This window comes from Corynebacterium sp. TAE3-ERU30, assembly GCF_019209925.1.
Classification (GTDB): Bacteria; Actinomycetota; Actinomycetes; order Mycobacteriales; family Mycobacteriaceae; genus Corynebacterium; species Corynebacterium megadyptis.
This window is the reverse complement of the sequence record NZ_JAHUTO010000001.1, coordinates 611,204-632,562: the sequence shown is the minus strand read 5'-3', so window position 1 is coordinate 632,562 and position 21,359 is coordinate 611,204. Positions and strand designations below refer to the sequence as shown.

The 21,359-nt window shown below is 61.0% G+C and carries 23 protein-coding genes, 1 tRNA gene and 1 pseudogene; 21 read left to right on the top strand and 4 right to left on the bottom strand.

What is annotated here, in order from left to right; genetic code table 11:
- Positions 1–17: 17 nt before the first annotated feature.
- From mscL to KR227_RS02740, 3 genes are all read right to left on the bottom strand, one after another.
- Positions 18–530, bottom strand: coding sequence for a large conductance mechanosensitive channel protein MscL (gene mscL, locus KR227_RS02750; RefSeq protein ID WP_218363602.1), 513 nt, complete (start codon positions 528–530; stop codon positions 18–20).
- A 190-nt stretch (positions 531–720) separates the two neighbouring features.
- Positions 721–1,485: an SAF domain-containing protein gene (locus tag KR227_RS02745; RefSeq protein WP_218363601.1), complete on the bottom strand. Its 765-nt coding sequence runs from the start codon at positions 1,483–1,485 to the stop codon at positions 721–723.
- A 68-nt stretch (positions 1,486–1,553) separates the two neighbouring features.
- A complete protein-coding gene (locus KR227_RS02740; RefSeq protein WP_218363600.1) occupies positions 1,554–2,156 on the bottom strand; it encodes a 5-formyltetrahydrofolate cyclo-ligase in 603 nt (200 codons plus the stop codon).
- 81 nt (positions 2,157–2,237) lie between these two features.
- On the opposite strand from KR227_RS02740, the gene KR227_RS02735 reads away from it, so the two are divergent.
- The 18 genes from KR227_RS02735 (at position 2,238) to KR227_RS02650 (ending at position 15,057) form a co-directional block, all read left to right on the top strand.
- A complete protein-coding gene (locus KR227_RS02735; RefSeq protein ID WP_218363599.1) occupies positions 2,238–3,164 on the top strand; it encodes a UTP--glucose-1-phosphate uridylyltransferase in 927 nt (308 codons plus the stop codon).
- A gap of 80 nt (positions 3,165–3,244) precedes the next feature.
- On the top strand, positions 3,245–4,537 hold the full coding sequence (glp, locus tag KR227_RS02730; RefSeq protein ID WP_151530054.1) for a gephyrin-like molybdotransferase Glp: 1,293 nt from the start codon (positions 3,245–3,247) through the stop codon (positions 4,535–4,537).
- Positions 4,538–4,682: 145 nt separating this feature from the next.
- Entirely contained in the window at positions 4,683–5,276 is a 594-nt protein-coding gene (locus KR227_RS02725; RefSeq protein ID WP_370625144.1) for a GNAT family N-acetyltransferase, read from the top strand.
- 208 nt (positions 5,277–5,484) lie between these two features.
- Positions 5,485–6,666: a gephyrin-like molybdotransferase receptor GlpR gene (gene glpR, locus KR227_RS02720; protein WP_218363598.1), complete on the top strand. Its 1,182-nt coding sequence runs from the start codon at positions 5,485–5,487 to the stop codon at positions 6,664–6,666.
- Between the two features lie 34 nt (positions 6,667–6,700).
- Positions 6,701–6,773: transfer RNA gene (locus KR227_RS02715), tRNA-Ala, on the top strand.
- A 214-nt stretch (positions 6,774–6,987) separates the two neighbouring features.
- A complete protein-coding gene (locus tag KR227_RS02710) occupies positions 6,988–7,272 on the top strand; it encodes a hypothetical protein (RefSeq protein ID WP_218363597.1) in 285 nt (94 codons plus the stop codon).
- 434 nt (positions 7,273–7,706) lie between these two features.
- Positions 7,707–7,919 (top strand): hypothetical protein, encoded by a 213-nt coding sequence (locus tag KR227_RS02705; protein WP_218363596.1) that lies wholly within the window; start codon positions 7,707–7,709, stop codon positions 7,917–7,919.
- Positions 7,920–8,031: 112 nt separating this feature from the next.
- Positions 8,032–8,235, top strand: a complete 204-nt coding sequence (locus KR227_RS02700) for a hypothetical protein (RefSeq protein ID WP_218363595.1) — start codon at positions 8,032–8,034, stop codon at positions 8,233–8,235.
- Between the two features lie 288 nt (positions 8,236–8,523).
- Positions 8,524–8,736: a hypothetical protein gene (locus KR227_RS02695; protein WP_218363593.1), complete on the top strand. Its 213-nt coding sequence runs from the start codon at positions 8,524–8,526 to the stop codon at positions 8,734–8,736.
- A gap of 31 nt (positions 8,737–8,767) precedes the next feature.
- Positions 8,768–9,052 carry a hypothetical protein gene (locus KR227_RS02690; protein WP_218363594.1) on the top strand — a complete coding sequence of 95 codons (285 nt, stop codon included), beginning with the start codon at positions 8,768–8,770 and terminating at the stop codon, positions 9,050–9,052.
- Positions 9,053–9,345: 293 nt separating this feature from the next.
- Positions 9,346–9,558 carry a hypothetical protein gene (locus tag KR227_RS02685; protein WP_218363593.1) on the top strand — a complete coding sequence of 71 codons (213 nt, stop codon included), beginning with the start codon at positions 9,346–9,348 and terminating at the stop codon, positions 9,556–9,558.
- 31 nt (positions 9,559–9,589) lie between these two features.
- A complete protein-coding gene (locus tag KR227_RS02680) occupies positions 9,590–9,874 on the top strand; it encodes a hypothetical protein (RefSeq protein WP_218363592.1) in 285 nt (94 codons plus the stop codon).
- A 732-nt stretch (positions 9,875–10,606) separates the two neighbouring features.
- A complete protein-coding gene (locus KR227_RS02675) occupies positions 10,607–11,848 on the top strand; it encodes a Na/Pi symporter (protein ID WP_255549020.1) in 1,242 nt (413 codons plus the stop codon).
- Between the two features lie 11 nt (positions 11,849–11,859).
- Positions 11,860–12,273, top strand: a complete 414-nt coding sequence (locus KR227_RS02670; RefSeq protein WP_218363590.1) for a hypothetical protein — start codon at positions 11,860–11,862, stop codon at positions 12,271–12,273.
- A 320-nt stretch (positions 12,274–12,593) separates the two neighbouring features.
- Complete coding sequence (locus tag KR227_RS02665; protein ID WP_151530059.1) at positions 12,594–12,980, top strand: hypothetical protein; 387 nt, start codon at positions 12,594–12,596, stop codon at positions 12,978–12,980.
- A 76-nt stretch (positions 12,981–13,056) separates the two neighbouring features.
- The gene (locus KR227_RS02660; protein WP_218363589.1) at positions 13,057–13,836 is read left to right on the top strand and encodes a fructosamine kinase family protein; all 780 of its coding nucleotides are present in this window, start codon (positions 13,057–13,059) and stop codon (positions 13,834–13,836) included.
- A 106-nt stretch (positions 13,837–13,942) separates the two neighbouring features.
- Positions 13,943–14,347, top strand: coding sequence for a DoxX family protein (locus KR227_RS02655; protein WP_218363588.1), 405 nt, complete (start codon positions 13,943–13,945; stop codon positions 14,345–14,347).
- Positions 14,344–15,057, top strand: coding sequence for a zf-HC2 domain-containing protein (locus KR227_RS02650; RefSeq protein WP_255549019.1), 714 nt, complete (start codon positions 14,344–14,346; stop codon positions 15,055–15,057). The genes KR227_RS02655 and KR227_RS02650 overlap by 4 nt, the downstream gene beginning before the upstream one ends.
- Here KR227_RS02650 and KR227_RS02645 read toward each other — a convergent pair.
- Positions 15,054–16,724, bottom strand: a complete 1,671-nt coding sequence (locus KR227_RS02645) for a dolichyl-phosphate-mannose--protein mannosyltransferase (protein WP_218363587.1) — start codon at positions 16,722–16,724, stop codon at positions 15,054–15,056. The genes KR227_RS02650 and KR227_RS02645 overlap by 4 nt on opposite strands.
- 140 nt (positions 16,725–16,864) lie before the next feature.
- On the opposite strand from KR227_RS02645, the pseudogene rsmI reads away from it, so the two are divergent.
- The 3 genes and pseudogenes from rsmI to KR227_RS02630 form a co-directional block, all read left to right on the top strand.
- Positions 16,865–17,740: pseudogene (rsmI, locus tag KR227_RS02640) on the top strand (16S rRNA (cytidine(1402)-2'-O)-methyltransferase); the annotation flags it as partial.
- Positions 17,741–18,061: 321 nt separating this feature from the next.
- Positions 18,062–19,942: a BCCT family transporter gene (locus KR227_RS02635; protein ID WP_218363585.1), complete on the top strand. Its 1,881-nt coding sequence runs from the start codon at positions 18,062–18,064 to the stop codon at positions 19,940–19,942.
- A 123-nt stretch (positions 19,943–20,065) separates the two neighbouring features.
- Positions 20,066–21,328 (top strand): alpha/beta fold hydrolase, encoded by a 1,263-nt coding sequence (locus tag KR227_RS02630; protein WP_218363584.1) that lies wholly within the window; start codon positions 20,066–20,068, stop codon positions 21,326–21,328.
- The last annotated feature ends 31 nt before the right edge of the window (positions 21,329–21,359 follow it).

The window sequence follows — 21,359 nt, the reverse complement described above, 5'->3', positions numbered from 1 at the left end:
GCGCGTAGGCGCAGCTCTTAAGAGTGTGAGGGCTTCTCCGCAGACGAACTGTCCGGCCCAGCGGTGCTCGTACTGGCGGTCCCGGAGTCAGCCGCGGTGCCAGCCGCGCTGGGGGAGTCGGCAGAGGCTGCGACCTGGGCCTTGAGCAGATCGCGGATCTCGCCGAGCAGCTCCTCTTCTACAGAAGCAGGCGCTTCCTCATCGTCTTTGACTCCCTTGCGGGCGGCCTGCAGGGCGCGGAACTCATTCATCGGTGCAACGAAGAGGAAGTAGACCACGCCCGCCATAATCAGGAAGTTCAGTGCCGCGGTGATGAGCTTGCCCACATTCACGACGGTGCTGGGCTTATTGTGATCGAGCTGGAAAGCCAGACCCTTGACATCGGTGGAGCCAAACAGCGCTAGCACAGGTTCGATGATGTTATCGGAGAAGGCAGTAACCAAGGCGGTGAACGCGGAGCCAATCACCACCGCCACGGCCAGATCGATCACATTGCCCCGCAAGATGAAGTCGCGGAAACCCTTGAGCATGGAAAACGTCCTTAAAAATGAAGAGAGAGGGTGGGCACGAGCTCAGGTGTCGGCCAGCGCCTGCCACCGGCAGTGTCGCCTCGACACACAGGACCTCTAGCGAGTGGTCTTAGCTCGCCGAGTGCAGCACACTCGGAGGGGCTCAGGCCTCGCCTTAAAGTCGAGGCAGTATCTTAGCCCAGCTGCTCAATCAGCCGCTATGCGGTGCGTTATCCGCTGCGGAGGCAGGTGGCGGCGCCAGGTGCTGTTCATCTGCATGGGCCGCGTCCGCACCCCTGTCCACACTGCTACCGGCGCGGGCTCCGGTGATCACGACGGTGAGAGGGCCGTGCAGCGCCGCGGCGGCCACCGCGTGAGCCTCCGGTTGGGAGAGCACCACCAGGATGGTGCCTGGCTGCGCGTCCGTATCCGCTGGGTGGTGGGTCAATGCCACCCGCGCGTGCTCGGCGATGGTGACCGTCTCCTCGCGGTTATCGGCCCAGGTGAGAATGCTGATGCTATCGCCGTGCTGGAGCAAACCGGCCACGGCGGGATCAGCCACGGTGATCGGCACCATCGTGGCATCGGGAATACCCGGGGAACCCATGGCGAGCTGCGCTGTGAGCTCGGGGCCGAGCACCCGCGCCGGGTGCAGGATCTCTCCCGCACGGAGCGCCGAGGCCGCTACTTGGCCGCTGACCTCCTCCACCGCAGCATAGGCGCCCTCCGGGCGCAGCCGGTCGGGAACGGAGATCACTCTGAGATCGGCAGAGGCGATCTCCTCACCGGCGGCCACATCGCGGCTGAGCACCACCGCGGCGGGATCGCTACTACGCAGTGGCGCCAGCGCAGACACCGCGGCCACCACGAGGCACAGCCCAGCGATACACCAGCGCAGCAGGCGGGCGCGATGATAGCTCGGGGTGAGGAGGGCTTGAGTAAAAGAACGCAATCGAGAATCAAGAGAGGAGCTCATATCTGCAATAGACGCAGCAGCGCTAGCACCAGGTTCCCCATTCTCGTCCTGGGTGAGCTAGCGGCGTGCTATTCCACGCTGCGGATCGCCGAGGGAGTGATGATGATGTCCACAGGCGCGTCGTGATCCTCGGTAGGCAGCTGCGGCAGCAGGTTATCGTCGAAAAGCAACACAGCGGCGAGGGGGCGAAGCGCCGCGCGGGAGGCCAGCGCGCGATCGTAGTAGCCGCCCCCTTTGCCCAAACGACACCCCTGCGGGGTAGCCGCCAAAGCCGGCACAATCATCACGTCGAGCTCGCTCAACACACTGCTCGGGTGGCGCGGGCCGGTGGGCTCTGGGATGGAATAGGGGCCGGTGCGGGTGTGCTCGAAGCCGCGAAACTCCGCCCAGCTCAACTGCCCCTCCGGCTCGGAAATGGGCAGATAGAGCTGCTCGAGGCACGAGGCGAGGACCGGGACGAGCGCGTCGCCACCTGGCTCGGTAGCCAACGGCACATAGGCGGCGGCGCGCCGGGCACCGATGGACATCATGAGATTGGACACATGAGTGCACAGGGCTTCATTGGCCGCCTCGCGCGCGGCGGTGCTCAGTGCGCGGCGTCGAGCGATCATCTCACGACGGAGACGGGCTTTCTCTGGGGCATGCTCGGCGGGGGAGGACTCTGCGCTCATAGCCCCAGCATAGGCACGCGGGGAATTAAGGGGAGAGTCAAAGCATGGAAGTGAGGATAGGGGTAGGTAGTCTTAACAGTTATGACCGTGCCAATCGAGAATCACGAACACTCTGTTAAGACTGTGGTTGTGCCGGCTGCGGGTTTAGGCACCCGCTTCCTGCCCGCAACCAAGCGCGTCCCCAAGGAACTCCTGCCGGTAGTGGACACCCCCGGTATCGAGTTAATCGCTGAAGAGGCCTCCCAGCTGGGCGCTTCTCGATTGGCTATCATCACTGCGCCACAAAAATCCGATGTGCTCGCACATTTTGAGCCCTATCCCGAACTGGTGGACACGCTGCGCGAACGCGGCAAAATGGATCAGCTGCGCAAGGTGGAGCGTGCGGAAAACCTGATCGACGCCGTGCCTGTGGAACAGGATCAACCCTTGGGCTTGGGTCATGCAGTGGGCTTGGCGGAGTCGGTCCTCGATGATGACGAAGATGTGGTGGCCGTGATGCTGCCCGACGACATCGTGATGCCCATGGGTGTCATGGCGGACATGGCTCAGGTCCGCGCGGAGAGGGGTGGCTCGGTTCTGTGCGCGTTCGAGGTGCCGCACGATGAAGTGTCGAACTATGGCGTCTTCGACGTCGAGGAGTGCGGCGAGGGCAGCGTGCGCAAGGTAGTGGGCATGGTGGAAAAGCCCGATGCCGATGAAGCGCCGTCGAACTTTGTGGCGACCGGCCGCTATTTGCTGGATCGCTCGATTTTTGATGCGCTGCGCCGTATTCCCCCAGGAAAGGGCGGGGAGCTGCAGCTCACCGATGCCATCGAGCTGCTCATTGAGCAAGGCCACCCCGTGCACATCGTGATTCACGAAGGCAAGCGCCATGATCTGGGTAACCCAGGCGGATTTATCCGGGCCTGCGTGGATTTTGGCCTCGACCACCCCGAGTACGGTCCCGGTCTCAAGCGCGCCATTAAAGAGATGCTTGCGGAGCGGGAATCTAAGAAACGACGCGGCTAGAATAATTCTTTACACAGCACGGGGCGGATAAGCTCTGCCGCGCTGGCCGTACACGCGATACCGAAGGAGTTAGTGAGCTTGTGAGATCGGTTGAGAAACAGCTCGAGCTAATAACCACGCTTGCGGCCACCCCGGAACCGGTGCGGATCGCTATCGCGGAAGCCCTCGGCATGATGTGCGCCGAAGAAATCAAGGCCACCAAGCCGCTGCCGGGCTTCCCACAGGCCGCAATCGATGGCTATGCGGTGCGGGCCGTGGACGTTGGCGGCGAGCGCGGGCTCTCCCGACGCCCCGCACGCGGCGGCGAGGACGTGCCGGAGCTCGCGCCTGAGCCCGTGGCGGAAACATCCATGCCCGTGGTGGGCGAGGTCCCCGCCGGCTCCCAGCGGCCGCTGCGCCTCCAGCCCAAACAAGCAGTGCGCGTGCACACTGGTGCACCCCTGCCTACGCTTGCCGACGCCGTGCTCCCGTTGGAGTGGTCCGATCGTGGATCGAAGCGCGTGGTGGCCACCCGCCCGGTACGCTCGGGCGAATTTGTGCGCGGCGTGGGCCAAGACATCCAGCCCGGAGACGTGGCCGTCGCCCCTGGGGTGACTCTCGCGCCCGCTCAGATCGGTTTGTTGGCGGCGGTGGGGCGCTCCAAGGTGCTGGTCTACCCGCGGCCGCGGGTATCGGTGATCTCCGTTGGTGCGGAGCTCGTTGATATCGATCGCGAACCAGGGCTCGGGCAGGTCTATGACATCAACTCCTATGCCCTCGCCGCCGCAGTAAAGGAAGCGGGCGCCGAGGTGCATCGCGTGGGTATCGCCGCGGGTGAACCACGTCGCTTGCGGGAGATTATTGAAGGCCAAACGCTGCGCTCGGAGCTGATTGTGATCTCTGGTGCTGTCGGTGGTGCCAGTTCCCGCACTATCCAGGACGTACTGCGCGAGCTCGGCGATATCGACACCACCCGCGTGGCCATGCACCCAGGTTCCGTGCAGGGCTTTGGTGTGCTCGGCGAGGAGCGCACGCCGGTATTTTTGACCCCCTCGAACCCGGTGAGCTCGCTGGTGATTTTCGAGACCTTCATCCGTCCGTGGATTCGCCGCAGCCTCGGCAAAACCAGTACGCAGCGTCGTTTCGTGCGGGCGCGAGCCCTCAACCACGTGGATTCCCGCCCGGGCCGCCGCGGCTTTGTGCGGGCGCGGCTGATGCGCGATGCCCAGACCCAGGACTATCTCGTCGAAGGCCTCGCCGGCGCCGGTGGTGCCCCAGCGCACCTGCTGGCCGGATTGAGCGAAGCGAACGCCATCATTCGTATTCCGGAAGACGTCACCGAGATCCGCCCCGGGGATATCGTGGACGTGATCTTCCTCGCCCAAGGCCGCTAGGACAGACGCATCATTACTCCACGGCGGCTCAGTATTCGATCTCAACGACCACACGATCTCTATGTTCGGTTTGTTCACGCGCGTTCGACATAGCGTGCGGGCGCACGTGGCGCCCACTGGCTGTGAGCCGCGGCCGACCATCGCTGTGCGCCTACCTGGAGGCGAGGAGCTGCGGCTTCGCCCCGTGACCTATAGCGATGGTCCACGCTGGCGTGCCTTGCGCATCAAGGACCGCGAGTTTCTTGAGCCGGTCGAGCCAACGGTTGAGGGCACATGGGAGCAGGCGCATTCCGCCCGCGCGTGGAAGGACACCTTCCGCGTATTGGAAGAGGCCGGCATGAACGGCGAAATCGTGCCCATGGTGATCGAGCTCGATGGACGCTTCGTCGGGCAGGTGACTCTCGGCAATATTCAACGGGGCGCGCTGAGCGAGTGCTGGATTGGCTATTGGGTGGATAGCGACTACACCGGACGAGGAATCGCCACCGTGGCCTGTGCCCTCGGAGTGGACTACGCCTTCGGCCACCTGCAGTTGAATAGGGTGACCGCCACCTATCTTCCCCACAATCCCGCCTCCGCTGCCGTGCTCGAGCATTGTGGTTTTAGCGAGGAAGGATATCTGCGCGAGGCATTGCATATCAATGGTCGTTGGCAGGACCATTGCCTCGTGGCGATCCTGCGCAACGACTATGCGGTGCCGGCGATAGAGCGTCTACGACGCCTCCACCGGGTGCTCTAAACAGCGCAGCGACGGAATAAATAATGGGCTGACTCGGCGTGGCTGTCTCAGCCCCAATAGCATTCACAACTAGTGTTAAGTACCGACAAGAGTGGGATCGCCTCTCCGTGCATCGGTGATGTCCGTGTGCGCCGTGTGTGCACGCGCATCGTTGTGTGGTGCACCGATGATTCCCACGCTTATTCTCAGCTAGGAAGGTCCTCAAACAGTGTCAGGTACAGTCGCGATCGCCGTCATGGTGGTGGTGTGGCTTTTCGTTCTTGCACCTCTTGCACTCCGAGGTCAAAAGCCGATCCGTCGCACCAACAAGGCCTTCGATGAAACCCGCGTGGTCTACGAGGGGGGCTCCGGCGAGCTGCCTCGCGCCACCCGGCCCCGCTGGTCGCGTCGCGATATTCGTCCCGAAACCCCGCAGCCCGCTGTGGAGGCAGAGGAAATTGATCCCGAAGACATCCTGATTGATGACTCTCCTCGTCGCACCACCGTGGCCGCAGAGCCTGTGGTGGATGAAGTCGATGGCGACGTGGTGCGAGAGCTGGAGCCAGCACGCAACACCCAGGCGGATGCAGCGGCGGATGAGGACACCTCCGACGAGGACACTTCCGATGCGGAGCCGACCGCCAACGACGAGGACGAGCAGGCGCTAAGCGTCGACACTGTAGCAGCAGAGGATCCTGCCGCCGCGGAGTCCGTCTCCGAGGAGTCCGCTGCGGAGGCTGAGACGGATGAGGTTGAGCAGGACACTCCTGTGGCCGAAGACGCCTATGAGTTCGACAGCTCCTATACCGGCCCCTCCGATCTGCTCCACCCAGCAGCTCACTATGAGGACGCAGACGAGGTATCGGAGGCCGAAGCTCCTGCCGATGACACCGTCGAGCACGAGGTAGAAGCCACTGATGAGGATCGTGAGTTTGCTGCTTCTCGACGCGGCCGCGGCTGGTACGACCCCGAAGCCGACGCCAATCTCGCCCACGCCCGCTACCAGCGCCGCCAGCGCACCATGATCGGCTTGGGCGTGGCAATCCTGTTGGGCGTTGTGCTCGGCATCGTTGCTGGGGGCTGGGCCTGGCTGTGGAGCGTCGCTGCAGTGCTCTTGACCGTGCTCTACCTCTCTGCCCTGCGTAAACAAGTACGTGCCGAACAACAACTCCGCCAGCACCGACTGCGCCATCTGCGCCGCGCCCGCCTTGGCGTGCGCACGGACCGGGACGAAGAGATGGGTGTGCCCGAGCGCCTGCGCCATCCCGGCGCTGTGGTCCTCGACATGGACGATGAGAGCCCTGACTTCGAATATCTCGACACCAGGGATGTCAGCGCCGACTTCTACGACGATTACTACGATGAGTACGAAACGTCCTACAATGGCGGTCAGCCGCGTCGCGTAAGTTAGAGCACGTTCGCTCTCACCCGCTGCGACGCAGTATGGGGCCATAGCTCAGTTGGTAGAGCGTCGCGTTCGCAATGCGAAGGTCGGGAGTTCGATTCTCCTTGGCTCCACAGAATACATTTCCCCTAGTGGTTATCCACTAGGGGTTTTGTTGTGTTAAGGCTGGGTAAAGGCTTTTCGTGGTGGTGGATGAATCGACGGTAGAGCACGAGTATGCTGATCGCAGCCTATAGCCTGGGCCTGTGAATAAAATGGTAGTCTCCGCGTCGCGTGGTAGCGCAGTCCTGCTCTAAGCTCAGCCGGGGTAGGGGAGAAGGGTATGTGATGGATTTTCCGAAGTTTGATGATCGGAAAAGCGTGTACGACTACATTGTTTCGGTAGGTCCTCAGCTTTCTCCAGAGGATATGGCTCGGGTTCAAGAAGAGGCCGATGATGGTGACTACACCTTCGCTGTGACTAAATACATGCTCATGGCGCAAGATTATGGCATGGACGACTACATCCCTTACGCCGTGCGGGAAAACCTGCGGCTTTTCAAAGGCGATTACGGTTTCCGCATGCTTGCTCAGTTGCTGTCTGTCGATCCGGACACTATGACGCTGTACTAGTCCATCCGCACGTGTACGCCACGTTCTTCTTTGCGCGTGGTGGTGTTGGCTTCCTCTAGTTGGATGATGCTGGGTTCGAGTCTCAGCGTGGCCACTAACCCCGCATTGGGCGGTCCTTGAAGGACTGCTGGTGTGGGGTTGTGTTATGCCCGTTTTCTACTCCCAAGAGGAGTCATGGAAAGCGATTCTGTTAATCACGCCCCAGAGAGCACTGAGGAGGCTGCTTCTGCCGCTGAGTACTCGAGTTCGGATCATCTATCCGAGAACAGTGCAGCGAGCGATGCTGGTTCTGATACGTCGAGCGAGACAGAGATGTGTGTCGAGCAGCTGCGTAAAGAGCTGGAAAAGACGCGCCGAGAGGCGGCTGGGCATTGTGTAGAGCGCAACAAGTTGCGTGTGAGCAGCTGGCAAGTACTCAGAGCCTTGAAGAGCGTGTGAAGTTGCTGGAGGCGGAGAAGGAGCAGGCCCATGCTCAGGCTATGTCTGCGACTCGGGATGCGATCGCGTCGAAGGCTGGTGTGCCGGCGGATCTGATTGTGGAAGACACGGCTGAGGATATGCAGGCGTTCGCTGACAAGCTGGTGGAGTTGTTTGAGCAGCGCGCACCTTCGGGGTTGCCTGTTGTGGGTAGTGCTGGCCTGCTCTAAGCTCAGCCGGGGTAGGGGAGAAGGGTGTGTGATGGATTTTCCGAAGTTTGATGATCAGAAGAGTGTGTACGACTACATTGTTTCGGTAGGTCCTCAGCTTCCTCCAGAGAAAATGGCTCGGGTTCAAGAAGAGGCCGATGACGGTGACTACACCTTCGCCGTAGAGCTCTACATGCTTATCGCGAAAGACTACGGCATGGACGACTACATCCCTTACACCGTGCGGGAAAACCTGTGGCTCTTCAGAGGAGACTACGACTTTCCCACGCTTGCTCAGGTGCTGTCTGTCGATCCGGACACCATGATGGTGCTTTAGTCCATCTCACGTGTACGCCACGTCCTTTTTGGGTGGTGGTGTTGGCTTCCTGGTTGGGTGATGCTGGGTTCGAGTCTCAGCGTGGCCACTAACCCCGCATTGGGCGGTCCTTGAGGGATGGCTGGTGTGGGGTTGTGTTATGCCCATTTTTTTACTCCCAGGAGGAGTTATGAATAACGATTCTGTTGCTCACACCCCAGAAAGCACTGAGGAGGCGGCTGGGCATTGTGTAGAGCGCAGCAAGTTGCGTGTGAGCAGCTGGCAAGTGCTCAGAGCCTTGAAGAGCGTGTGAAGTTGCTGGAGGCGGAGAAGGAGCAGGCCCATGCTCAGGCTATGTCTGCGACTCGGGATGCGATTGCGTCGAAGGTTGGTGTGTCGGCGGATTTGATTGTGGGAGACACGGCTGAGGATATGCAGGCGTTCGCTGACAAGCTGGTGGAGTTGTTTGAGCAGCGCGCACCTTCGGGGTTGCCTGTTGTGGGTAGTGCTGGCCTGCTCTAAGCTCAGCCGGGGTAGGGGAGAAGGGTATGTGATGGATTTTCCGAAGTTTGATGATCGGAAAAGCGTGTACGACTACATTGTTTCGGTAGGTCCTCAGCTTCCTCCAGAGAAAATGGCTTGGGTTCAAGAGGAAGCGGATGACGGTGACTACACCTTCGCGGTGAAGGTTTATATCCAAATCGCGAAAGACTACGGCATGGACGACTACATCCCTTACGCCGTGCGGGAAAACCTGTGGCTCTTCAGAGGAGACTACGACTTTCCCACGCTTGCTCAGTTGCTGTCTGTCGATCCGGACACTATGACGCTGTACTAGTCCATCCGCACGTGTACGCCACGTTCTTCTTTGCGCGTGGTGGTGTTGGCTTCCTCTAGTTGGATGATGCTGGGTTCGAGTCTCAGCGTGGCCACTAACCCCGCATTGGGCGGTCCTTGAAGGACTGCTGGTGTGGGGTTGTGTTATGCCCGTTTTCTACTCCCAAGAGGAGTCATGGATAGCGATTCTGTTAATCACGCCCCAGAAAGCACTGAGGAGGCGGCTGGGCATTGTGTAGAGCGCAGCAAGTTGCGTGTGAGCAGCTGGCAGGTGCTCAGAGCCTTGAAGAGCGTGTGAAGTTGCTGGAGGCGGAGAAGGAGCAGGCCCATGCTCAGGCTATGTCTGCGACTCGGGATGCGATTGCGTCGAAGGTTGGTGTGTCGGCGGATTTGATTGTGGGAGACACGGCTGAGGATATGCAGGCGTTCGCTGACAAGCTGGTGGAGTTGTTTGAGCAGCGCGCACCTTCGGGGTTGCCTGTTGTGGGTAGTGCTGGCCTGCTCTAAGCTCAGCCGGGGTAGGGGAGAAGGGTATGTGATGGATTTTCCGAAGTTTGATGATCAGAAAAGCGTGTACGACTACATTGTTTCGATAGGTCCTCAGCTATCTCCAAAAAACATGGCGTATGTCCAGGAACACGCGGATGACGGTGACTACACCTTCGCGGTGAAGGTTTATATCCAAATCGCGGAGGAATATGGGATGGATAACTATATTCCTTCCATCGTGCGGGAAAACCTTGGTCTTTTCAGGGGCGAATACTGTTTCCGCATCCTTGCTCAGTTGCTGTCCGTCAATCCGAACACTATGACGCTGTACTAGTCCATCGCACGTGTACGCCACGTCCTTTTTGGGTGGTGGTGTTGGCTTCCTAGGCGGGTGAAGCTGGACTCGATTCCTTATGCGACTCTGAGCCCCGCAGTGCGTGGTTGTGGATCGGCGGTTGGACGGAGGCACACTGATCGCCGCCTCCCCGGGGGCTAGGAATGACAGTTCTGCCGGCCACGCGAGCGAGAACATCTGGGAAGATGTCGCTTGCTGAGCATGCGAGTTCAGTTCAGCTATCCGTTCACAGTGGCGCCAGCAACGACGATTGTGCACCGCGTTGAAACAGAGATATCTGACGCGAGGCCGCATAAGAAGCTGGAAAGACACCCGAGAAGGCGTCAGCTGGGGGAGCCCACGGTTCTGCATACTGAACGGGAGTTCTTAGGGTACGCTTATTTGTCTCATGGGTCGTGTGTTTGTCCCCGCATGGGGTGGAGAAGGTCGCCCAGTGTGTGAGTGTGAGCGGGCTTTTGCCACGTGAGCGGGGTGCGGGTTGAGAAAAGTCTAATGGCACGGGTGTGCTTTAAGGGGTAGGCAGAGCCGGCCGCGATGCGGGTGCGTCTAAGATCACAGAAAATTTATTTTCAGCCTTCTATCAGGTGCTTTACCCTCGATCCTGCCGGGTGTTCATCCTTTGTTCACCTTTGGTTCTTGAGGGCGTTATGTCGGTTGTTTCTACTCTGTGCAGATCCTCGTCCATGCTCAACACGGAGATATGTGAACTACATGCAGACCAAGAGTCGTGAACATACCGCTACGGAAACTCCCGAAGCGGTGCAGAGCGATGTCGCTATCCCGCGCAGTCCTCTCTCCTTCATTCCGCTGAAGGGGGCCGCAGCCAATGCCCGCGACTGGATTGGCGTGGTCCTCGGAATTTACGTGCTGATCACGGCCGTGAAGGTCATCGGCTCCGGTTTTAAAATTGCCACCGGTGATCAGGCGGAGGCTCTCTTCTCCTTTGCCTCCAACCCGATTGTGGCCTTGATGATTGGTCTTTTGGCCACTGCCTTGACCCAATCCTCCTCCACCACCACCTCCATCGTGGTTGGCCTAGTGGCCGGCGGATTACCCATGGCGGTGGCTATTCCCATGCTGATGGGTGCCAACCTCGGAACCACTATGACCAATACTTTGGTCAGCTTGGGTATGGCGCGAGATAAGGATGCTTTCCGACGCGCCTTCGCCGCAGCCACCGTGCATGATTTCTTCAACCTGATGGCCGTGCTCATTCTGCTTCCGCTTGAGCTGATGTTCGGCATATTGGAGAAGAGCTCCAATTGGATGGCTACCCACACCGATGGTTCGGATGGCGGCATCGTTGCCGCAGTCTTCAGTGGTATCGGTTCCTTCGTTAAGACCATCACGACCCCGCTTGCGGACCTGTTCAAGGGGGGTATTGGCTCCCTCGGCTTGAACGATGTGTGGACCGGCGTTCTGCTCATTGTGCTCGGTGTTGTGTTGATCCTTGCCGTGATTAATAACATCGGCAAGCTGCTCAAGGTGCTCATGGTGGGTAAGGCCAAGGATGTGCTGCACAACGCCATCGGACGTGGCCCCATCACCGGTATTTTCTCCGGCGCGCTGATGACGATCATGGTGCAGTCTTCCTCCACCACCACCTCTCTGGCAGTGCCGCTGGCTGGCTCCGGCACCTTCACGTTGCGACAGATTTACCCCTTTACTATCGGCGCCAATATCGGAACCACCATCACCGCGCTGATTGCCGCCTTCGGCTTCACTGGCGCGGAGGGCACCTTGGCGATGCAGGCCGCCTTCGTGCACTTGCTATTCAATGTGTTCGCCACCCTGATTATCTTCGGCCTTCCCTTCCTTCGCGGACTCCCTCCGCGGGGAGCGGAAATGCTGGCACGGGTCTCCGCAGAACGAAAGATTTGGGCTGTGGTGTGGACCGTGGGCGTGTTCCTCGTAGTCCCCTTCTTGCTGATCCTGGCTACTAATCTCTTCTAGGGAGTTGATTCATGTCCGAACATAGCGCGCCCGATCTTGAGTCCAGGCTCAAAGCCAAGCTCGTCGAAGCGGAAAAATATGCAGCGAGCATCCGCGAGGACATCGCTGCTCTCGTGAAGAAATCCGATGATCCTGACGATGTTGCGGAACGGAAGATGCAGCACGAGGCAGTCAATCATCTCGACGAGTATGAACGGCAGACGCACGTGCACTGGCACACCGTGCTGGAGTTCCTAGAAGACGCTATTGCAGAGTTGCGCGCTGGCCATGAGGACGCGGATGCGGCGGCAGATGACCACGAGGCGGCGTCGACAAGCGCCGCTAGTGGCGCTGAGAGCAGCACCGCGGAGAAGGCACCGTCGGTACAGACGGCGCCCCGCACCGATAGTGACACCGTTGACCATGACGATACGCACGAGCCCTGATACCTGAGGGAAACCCCAAGCGATGGACGAGCGCTTGGGGTTTGGCCGTTTAAGAGTCGGTGTAGGTGCGAGGAAACGACCACCTATAGCGGCGGCGAAATAACACGATCGAGAGTGCAGTCCCGAATGCCTCGGCAGAAGGACTGCTCATCAGGCACCGAGGGAGTATCCTTGGTTGCACCCCACTTTTCCCAGTGAATAAAAAACATCAAAGCAGGAACGAAACTGTGTAATAAGGGTTGGTGCTGGCACCATGCGCCGCACCGGCCTGACGTGCAGTGAGAGGTCACCTGCTCGGTGGCTGTGAGGAAGACGGATCCATGAGTGAACGAAGTGATACCGAACTGGAAGCTCGACTGGAAGTCAAACTTGCCGAGGCTGAGGAATATGTAAGCCGTTTGCGCAAGGAATTGGCGGAATTGCGCTCACGCAAGGCCCAAGCTCAGGCAGAGCGCGCCATAGTTGAGGCCGCCGAAGAAGAACTACGCGAGGCTGATCAGCATGCTGTTACTGATGAGCTCGACAAGTACATGCAGCGCACCGCCGTGCAGTGGCGTTCCGTGCTGGAATTCCTAGAAGATTCAATCGCTGAACTACGGCGGGATCGCGAGCGATCCAGCGAATCCAGCGAGGAGCCGCGGGTGTCCGCGGAAGACGCCTTGCTGAACTCTTTGCCGCCCAAGCCATCCAAGGGGGAGACTGACTAGTCTCACTCGTGGCTGCCAGGTGGAGGCGGGGATAGCGCGCCACACCTCGGCCGTGCATCTTTGGCATGCTGGAGACATGGACTCCTACGGAGACGATGTATTCATCAAAAGACCTAACGAGCACGGGGCGGCCCTAGCTGAAGCTGCCGGGCTGAGGTGGCTCAAAGAAGGCGCGCCCGCCGCGATCGTGGAGGTGCTCGATGCCTCAGAAACAGCCATCGTGACTGCCCGAGTCACCGAGGTGCGCCCCACCGCAGAGGCGGCGTATGAGGCGGGCCGGCAGATCGCGTTCATGCACCGCGCTGGGGCAGCAGCGCATGGTGCACCACCCGCCCCAGGTGGCGAGGAGTTTCGGGGACAGAATTTCATCGGCACCCAACCCCAAGACTGCACGCCCTCTGAGCAGTGGGGCAGCTTCTACACTCAGCAGCGCGTGCTGCCCTTTGCCGAGACCGCGCGGCAGCAGGGAACGCTGTCCGAGCAGGACTATCGCGACGTGCTCGCCGCCTGCCAGCGCATCGAAGCTAGTGACTATAACCCGCCGGTGGCGCGCATCCACGGCGACCTCTGGGCCGGTAACCTGCTTTTCTCGGAAGAAGGCCCCATCCTTATCGATCCCGCCGCGCACGGTGGCGCCGCACTGACTGATATAGCCATGTTGGCGCTATTCGGTGCCCCCTTCTTCGATCAGATCGTGCAGGGCTACCAGAGCATCTCCGCGCTCGAGGAGAACTGGCGGGAGCTCATTCCGCTGCACCAGATGCACCCGCTCGCCGTCCACGCGGCCACCCACGGCCCGTCCTATGGCCGCGAGCTGGGCGCGGCGGCACGCGCCGTGACGTCACTAGGAAACTAAGGCGGATACGCCGCAGTGTCCGCGCCGCGAGGACACAGCGGCGCGCTGTGATCGCGCGGCTTTATAAGACGGTTGTGGCCGCGCTGGGGTGTTAGTCTTAGAAACCATGGATAGACCAGCAATGAGGGACGCAGCGCTGTTTCTCCTGCGCGCCGTGCTCGGCTTCCTCTTCATCGCCCATGGCTGGCAGAAGGTCGCGATCGACGGCATGGATGAGACCATCGGCAGCTTCAGCACCATGCACGTGCCGCAGCCCAAGCTCTCCGCCTATATCACCATGATGGCGGAGCTCGCCTGCGGTGGCTTATTGGTGGTGGGTTTTCTCACCACCATCGCCGCGGCCGTATTAGCTCTGGTCATGGCTGGTGCCCTGTATTTCGTGCACCTCGACTCGGGCGTCTTTGTCGGCACGGGCGGGTTTGAATATGTGCTGCTGCTCATCACCGCTCTCATCATGGTGATCGTCTTCGGCTCGGGCCGGGCCAGTATCGACGGAGTGCTCACCAGATGATGGACTGCGCACAGGTCCAGGCGGCGCTATCTGCCCGTCTGGACGGCGAACCCACCGGCATCAATGATGACGCGCTCGATGCGCACCTGTCCCAGTGCAGTGACTGCCGAGCCTTTCTCAACGAGGCCGCGGCATTGAAGCGCAGCCTGAATTTTTGTGTTGCCGACGACTCCGATGGGGCGGGGGTGACCCCTCCCGATCTCTCGGAGATGATTCTCGCTGGGGTGGAGCCGCAGCGGCGTCGCCAAGCATCGCGCCGCGCAATCGGGGTGGGCATCAGCCGTGTGCTGCTGGTGATCTGCGCGCTGGCGTTTCTGTTCTGGGGCATCCAACTCTTCGCCGCCGCCGCTTCCGTGCAACAGGCATGGGAGGCAAGCGAGCTTGATCCCTATCTCGCGCGGATGCTCGTCGAAGGCGCCACCGTGCGGTTTGCTCTGGCCTTCGGCCTCGTATTCGCGGTGTGGCGCTCCCGCATCGCGATGGGCCTCTTACCCGTCTACGGGGCGCTATTTACCTTCAGCCTCGGCTTTGGCGCTCGCGATATGGTGCTGGGCACGATCGATCGTGACAGCGTGTACTGGCTGCTACTGGTGGGGCTCAGCGCCGTGGTGCTGCTGTGCTACTGGCTCGCTGATCGAGGATTGGTGGCGCTGGAATTGGCGTGGCGGCAACTATCCGCCATGCCGATGCAGAGCACCGATCTCCGCTAACGCCAGCTACGCAGCCACATGATGGTGAAGTAGTAGTCATCGCTGATCAGGATCCCGTAGAAGATGGGGGAGTAGAGGGCGAAGAACACTACTGTCGCAACGAGATAGCTCACGGCAAGCACGCTGCCCACATGCCAGGTGTGCAGCCGCAATCGCGCCATTGGATGCGAGCTGGCTAGGGGGTGCCGTCGCAGTGTGGTGCCTGCGCCCCACATCTGATTCAGGATCAACGCTAAGCCGATGATGATGAACGGGATGAGCGGCACGGCGTAGAAGAAATACATTTGGCGATCATAGGAGAAGAGCCACGGAACATAGCCGGCGCTAAAGCCGAGCAGCACCATGAGATAAGCGCCGCGGCCACGCAGGAAGAACTGCACGATCGCCCACACGAGAACGGGCACGGTGAGCCACCAAATAATCGGCGTGCCATAAAGAAAGATCATGCGCCGGCAGGTGGAATCGCCGCACGCGATATCGGTGTCGGAATAAAAGAGCACCGGCCGCAGGGCGGCTAACCAGCTCAAGGGCTTGGACTCCCACGGGTGCTCGTGGCCATTGGAGTTGGTGAGCGAGGAGTGGAAGCTCAGCATCTTGTCGTGGTAGTACACCCAGCTCGCCACGGTATCGGGGAGCGAGGCATACCATGCACCCTCCTCAATTTTTCCCTCCTCGGCGGCATGCCGGAAAGAGGAGGTCTCTGCGGCGAACCAGCCGCGCCAGCTGAAGATATAGCAGGACACGGGGAGGATGACGAGGTAGACAAAGGCCTTCGGGGCATCGCGAAATAGTGTTCGGGTCACGGCCTTCTTATCGCCGGCCCCAGCACGCACCCACGCATCCCACCACACGGTGATGACGCCGAAAAAGGCCATGTAGTACAGCCCCGACCACTTCACGGACAGCGCTAAGCCAAAAAACAGCCCGCAGGCAAGCAGCCACGGGCGCAGCCCAAAGCGCAGCGGTGCCGGGCCGGGCTGAAGGGCCCGTGTGGTCACTTCTTCGCGGTCGCGGATAAAGGCGTAGCAGGCGCAGAGGACAAAGAACACCAGGTAGATGTCCAGCATGCCGAAGCGGGAAATAACTAAGAGGACGCCGTCACATAGCGCAATGATTCCGGCGAAGAGAGCCACGCGAGACGAGCGGGAGATACGGCGGGCGAGCAGCATAATGACGAGCACCAGGGCGCTGCCGCAGAGGGCCGCCATCACGCGCCAGCCCAAGGGGGAGTAGCCAAAGATCGCCTCGCTCAGCGCGGTGAGACGCTTGCCCAAGGGCGGGTGCACCACGAGCCCATAGCCCGGGTTGGATTCGATTCCGCCGCCCGCGAGCAGCCCGAGCTGGCCGTGGATGCTGCGCAGTTGGTCATAGGCCTGGGGCACATAGTGCTTCTCGTCGAACACGGGGGTGCCGCTGGCGGTGTGGGCGCTCAGGGCGATGAAGCGAGTGAAAAAAGACAACGCCGCGATGATGACGAAGATGAGGGTGTCACAGCGGCGCCACACCAGCTCAGAGCTCAGCGAGCCGCCGCGCCAGGCACGTCGACGCACCGCGGTCGAGCCCATATGGGGTTCGCGATTGAGGAGCGGGGCCGCAGCACGAGGCCGGTCTGGGGAATCGGAGGGCGGCTCTACAGCGCCATGCGCACTCGCCGAAGCTGAACTCATGGCTACTTAGTCTAAATGTTGAGCCGGACACCACTAAAGGGCGCTGAGGGGATTGCCGCGAACTCCTCTCGCTCGGTGCCGCCGCGCTCGGCAGAGTACGCCTTCCTCGGCGCGCGCGGGGATGTGAGAAGCTAGAGCTCATGAGCATCTCCTCCGCGCGTCACCCTGCACCACCGACCTATGCTGACTCGCTGCCCCGCGGGGTGATCATTGCGGCTACGCCCCTGGGCAATATCTACGATGCCTCGCCGCGCTTGGTCGCTGCCTTGGCGCAGGCAGACATTATCGCCGCCGAGGACACGCGTCGCACCCGCTCCCTCGCGGCGGCGCTGGGGGTAGAGATCAAGGGCAAAGTGATCTCTAATTTCGATCACAATGAAAGCGCGCGGGTGGAGGACTTGCTTGCCGCCGCTGCGGCCCACTCGGTGCTGGTGGTCACCGACGCCGGCATGCCCGCGGTATCCGACCCCGGTTTTCCCCTCGTGCAGGCCGCTCACGATGCGGGCATAGCGGTGACCTGTCTGCCCGGCCCCTCGGCAGTACCCACCGCCTTGGCTCTGTCGGGTCTGCCGGTGGGCAAGTTTTGTTTCGATGGTTTCGCCCCGCGCAAGGCGGGCGCCCGCCGCACTTGGCTTGCTAGTTTGCGTACAGAAGAGCGGGCGGTGTGCTTCTTTGAATCCCCGCATCGTATCGCCGCAACCCTTCAGGAAGCCGCGGAGATTCTCGGCCCCGAGCGGCAGGCGGCGGTGTGCCGGGAGCTGACGAAGACCTATGAGCAGGTTAAACGCGGCGGTCTGGCGGAGCTTGCCGACTGGGCGAGCAATGGTGTCAAGGGCGAGATTTCGGTGGTGATCGCCGGCGCGACCGGGGCGGCGGACACCTCAATGGAGGAGCTGGTAGCCCAAGCCGTGCAGCGCGTTGCCGCGGGAGAGCGGGTGAAAAACGTGACCAAGGAACTGGCTCAGCGCCATAAGGTGTCCAAAAACGAGCTCTATGATGCCGTGATCGCCGAGCGCGATGCGATGAAGGCTGCGCCCAGCGCCGCGGCTGAAGGCTCGGCTGCGGGTGCTAATAATGGGCTTGAGCCAACAACTGAGCGTGGATCAACCTCAGTCTGAGCGAATTGTTATCGTCTTGTGACATTTCGCTTATCGACGTTGTCCTTCAGGCATGGTCAAACTCACCCCTGAACAGGGGAAAAGCTGCTATCTGTGGAGCTTCTAAGCCAATGCTGAGCTAGCTCTGAGGAGAGGGGAGAACCCCTATGCTGCGAGTTTCTGCCCAGCGGAGCGCTCTCTCCTTTTGGCAATGAGGTGAATTTTCACCAAGCTAGAAGCATGAGCACTTCTGACCAGAATGACGCGGCAGGCACTCCTGCCGCAGACGAGACCGAAGGATCCGGTGCGGATGCCCACGCGGTAAACGCGTCGGCTACTACGGCCCCGAATTCCGCAGGGGCTGAACGCACCTCGGGAAGCACTGAGGACTCCAGCGGCACGACCGCCGCGGGCGAGTTCGCCTCACTTCTCGATTCCGAGGACGAATATAACTACAAGGAAGCCGCCGAGCAGTTTAATGACTACGGCGCTTATGAAGATAAAAATGCCCCACTGAGCTGGGGCATTATCATCCCCTCGATGGCTGTGGTGATCGCTATCGTGGTCTGGGGTCTGACCCTGCCCGATAGCTTCGCAGCTTTCGCTAATGATGCCTTCGCGCAAGTGATTGACAAGCTCGGCTGGGCCTTCGTGCTCTTCGGCACCGTGTTTGTTGCGTTCATCCTGTACGTGGCGCTGAGCAAGTTCGGCAATATCAACCTTGGCGCCGATGATGACGCGCCGGAGTTCTCCACGCCCAGCTGGATCGCGATGATGTTCGCGGCCGGTATGGGTATCGGCCTGATGTTCTTCGGTACGTCCGAGCCGCTGACCTTCTTCCGTAATGGTGTGCCCGGGCACCCGGACCACCAAGCCTCCTCGGCGTTTGCGTCCACGCTATTCCACTGGACCCTGCACCCGTGGGCGATTTATGCGATCGTGGGCCTGGCTATCGCCTATTCCACCTTCCGCCTTGGCCGGAAGCAGCTGCTGTCTTCGGCCTTTATTCCGTTGATCGGTGAGCGCGGTGCCAACGGCATCATCGGCAAGATGATCGACATCCTCGCGGTGATCGCGACCGTTTTCGGTACCGCCGCGTCTCTGGGTATCGGTGCGCTGCAGATCAAGTCCGGCCTGGATGCTTCTGGCGTGATCGAGGATCCGCAGAACTCCACCGTGGTGATGATCGTGCTGATCCTGACCGTCTGCTTCATCATTTCCGCAATGTCGGGTGTGGGCAAGGGCATTCAGTACATCTCCAACGCCAACATGGTGCTGGCCGCACTGCTCGCTATTTTCGTGTTCGCCATGGGGCCAACAGTCAACGTGCTCAACATGTTGCCCACCTCGGTGTCCTCCTACTTCTCCCAGTTCTTCGAGATGGCCGCCCGCACCGCCAACAACGGCAACCCCGAGGCCGCGGCATGGGTCTCCGGCTGGACTATCTTCTACTGGGCATGGTGGATCTCCTGGAGCCCCTTCGTGGGCATGTTCTTGGCTCGCATTTCTCGCGGCCGTACCGTGCGTGAGTTCATTCTCGGCGTGCTGCTGGTGCCCACCGCAGTCTCTGCTGTGTGGTTCTCGATCTTCGGTGGCACCGCCATCACCTTCGAGCAGCGCGGTGAATCCATCTGGGGTGACGGCGACAGCCAGCGCCAGCTCTTCGACTTGCTGCACCAGCTGCCGGGCGGCTTCATCGCCGGCTTCGTAGCGATGGTGCTGCTGTCCACCTTCTTCATCACCTCGGCGGACTCCGCCTCCACCGTGATGGGCTCGCTGAGCCAGAACGGCGCGATCGAGGCCAACCGCTTCGTCTCTGCCGCCTGGGGTATTCTCACCGCCGGCATCGGCCTGACCCTGCTGCTCATCGGCGATGGCCAGGACTCGCTGCAGAACCTGCAGAACGTCACCATTGTGGCTGCCTCGCCCTTCCTCGTGGTGATCATCCTGCTCATGGTTGCCCTGCATAAGGACCTGAGCAATGACAAGCTCTACTTGGATCACAAGGAGCAGCAGCGCTGGGCTATGAAGCTGGCCCGCGAGCGCCGCGTGTACAACGAGTGGAAGCAGGCGCAACAGCGCCGTTCCGAGGTGCGTCGCAAAGCGCGCAAGATGATCTAATCTTTTCGCCACTGGCTTCTGACCGCCTTCTCCTTAAAAAGGGGAGGGCGGTTTTCTGTGTGTCGCGGGCGGGTGCCTCGGGCTGGACGATGGTGTCCAGACATGTCAGTAGACTGTGGCTCTATGAGCCATACGATATCTACCCAGCACCTTGGTGAGCTGACTCTCAGCAACATCACCTTTACCCAGCCTTTGAGCGCCGACCCCGCAGACGAGCGCACCATCGACGTCTTCGCCCGCGTGGTCACAGCCCCCGGTGGCGAGGACAAGCCTTATCTGCTGTTCTTGCAAGGCGGCCCAGGAGTGGAAGCACCCCGCCCCTGGGCTCAGCCGGCCGAGCCCTCGTGGCTGCCCACGGCCCTCGAACGCTATCAAGTGGTGATGCTGGATCAGCGCGGCACCGGTCAGTCCAGCCCCGTCGATGAGCGCATTCTTGCCGGCAATAGCGCCGCCGAGGTGGCCGAATACCTCACTCACTTGCGCGCCGATGGCATCGTCCGCGACGCGGAGGCCCTGCGCGAGATTCTCCAAGTGGATACCTGGTGCACCCTGGGGCAGTCCTTCGGTGGTTTCACCACCTTGCACTACCTCAGCACGCACCCCGAGTCGCTGGATACCTGCTATTTCACCGGCGGGTTGTCCGCGGTGGGTCACTCCGTGGATGAGGTGTATTCCGAATGCTATCGCCGGATGCGCCGCAACTCGGAGGAGTTCTATCGCCGCTTCCCCGAGCTGCGCGAGACCATGCGCCAGCTGCTCGAGGCGGCCCGTGCCGGGGAGATCGTGCTGCCCAATGGCGAGGTGGTCTCTGAGACTCGGCTGCGCTCGCTGGGGCACCTGCTCGGCTCCGATGACGGTTGGCTGAAGCTCTATCAGCTCCTGCAGCTGGATCCCCAGTCCAGCCAATTCGCCTATGATCTTGCTGGCCTGCTGCCCTATGGGGGCCGCAATCCGCTCTACTATGTGCTGCACGAATCCTCCTACGCCGATGGCGGGGCCACCAACTGGGCGGCGCAACGCTGTCTGCCGCAGGAGTTCCGCGAGGATCCCACGCTCTTGCTCGGCGAGCATGTGTTCCAGGAGTGGTCCGAGACAGTGCCCGCCTTCCAGCCGTGGGCGGAGGTGGCCGAGATCCTCGCCGCTCATGAGTGGCCCACGCTCTACGATGCCGAGGCGTTGCGGAACGCCGGGGTGCAGGGGGCAGCTGCGGTCTACGCCAATGACGTTTTCGTGCCCCTGAACTTCTCCCTCGAGACCGGGGAGCTGCTGGAGAATGTCGCACTCTATATCACCAGCGAATATGAGCACGGTGGATTGCGCACGAGCCAGAACGGGGCGGTGCTGCGGCATCTCTTCGAGCTCGCCGCGGGCCAGCGGGTGCGCTAAGTGCCGTGCCGGTGGGTGCGGGCGTGAGGGT

What these genes read in the sequence shown, in the direction of transcription:
- mscL (WP_218363602.1), bottom strand. Translation starts at nt 530, where the DNA reads ATGCTCAAGGGTTTCCGCGACTTCATCTTGCGGGGCAATGTGATCGAT.
- KR227_RS02745 (WP_218363601.1), bottom strand. Translation starts at nt 1,485, where the DNA reads ATGAGCTCCTCTCTTGATTCTCGATTGCGTTCTTTTACTCAAGCCCTC.
- KR227_RS02740 (WP_218363600.1), bottom strand. Translation starts at nt 2,156, where the DNA reads ATGAGCGCAGAGTCCTCCCCCGCCGAGCATGCCCCAGAGAAAGCCCGT.
- KR227_RS02735 (WP_218363599.1), top strand. Translation starts at nt 2,238, where the DNA reads ATGACCGTGCCAATCGAGAATCACGAACACTCTGTTAAGACTGTGGTT.
- KR227_RS02710 (WP_218363597.1), top strand. Translation starts at nt 6,988, where the DNA reads ATGGATTTTCCGAAGTTTGATGATCGGAAAAGCGTGTACGACTACATT.
- KR227_RS02700 (WP_218363595.1), top strand. Translation starts at nt 8,032, where the DNA reads ATGGCTCGGGTTCAAGAAGAGGCCGATGACGGTGACTACACCTTCGCC.
- KR227_RS02690 (WP_218363594.1), top strand. Translation starts at nt 8,768, where the DNA reads ATGGATTTTCCGAAGTTTGATGATCGGAAAAGCGTGTACGACTACATT.
- KR227_RS02680 (WP_218363592.1), top strand. Translation starts at nt 9,590, where the DNA reads ATGGATTTTCCGAAGTTTGATGATCAGAAAAGCGTGTACGACTACATT.
- KR227_RS02675 (WP_255549020.1), top strand. Translation starts at nt 10,607, where the DNA reads ATGCAGACCAAGAGTCGTGAACATACCGCTACGGAAACTCCCGAAGCG.
- KR227_RS02670 (WP_218363590.1), top strand. Translation starts at nt 11,860, where the DNA reads ATGTCCGAACATAGCGCGCCCGATCTTGAGTCCAGGCTCAAAGCCAAG.
- KR227_RS02665 (WP_151530059.1), top strand. Translation starts at nt 12,594, where the DNA reads ATGAGTGAACGAAGTGATACCGAACTGGAAGCTCGACTGGAAGTCAAA.
- KR227_RS02660 (WP_218363589.1), top strand. Translation starts at nt 13,057, where the DNA reads ATGGACTCCTACGGAGACGATGTATTCATCAAAAGACCTAACGAGCAC.
- KR227_RS02655 (WP_218363588.1), top strand. Translation starts at nt 13,943, where the DNA reads ATGGATAGACCAGCAATGAGGGACGCAGCGCTGTTTCTCCTGCGCGCC.
- KR227_RS02650 (WP_255549019.1), top strand. Translation starts at nt 14,344, where the DNA reads ATGATGGACTGCGCACAGGTCCAGGCGGCGCTATCTGCCCGTCTGGAC.
- KR227_RS02645 (WP_218363587.1), bottom strand. Translation starts at nt 16,724, where the DNA reads ATGAGTTCAGCTTCGGCGAGTGCGCATGGCGCTGTAGAGCCGCCCTCC.
- KR227_RS02635 (WP_218363585.1), top strand. Translation starts at nt 18,062, where the DNA reads ATGAGCACTTCTGACCAGAATGACGCGGCAGGCACTCCTGCCGCAGAC.
- KR227_RS02630 (WP_218363584.1), top strand. Translation starts at nt 20,066, where the DNA reads ATGAGCCATACGATATCTACCCAGCACCTTGGTGAGCTGACTCTCAGC.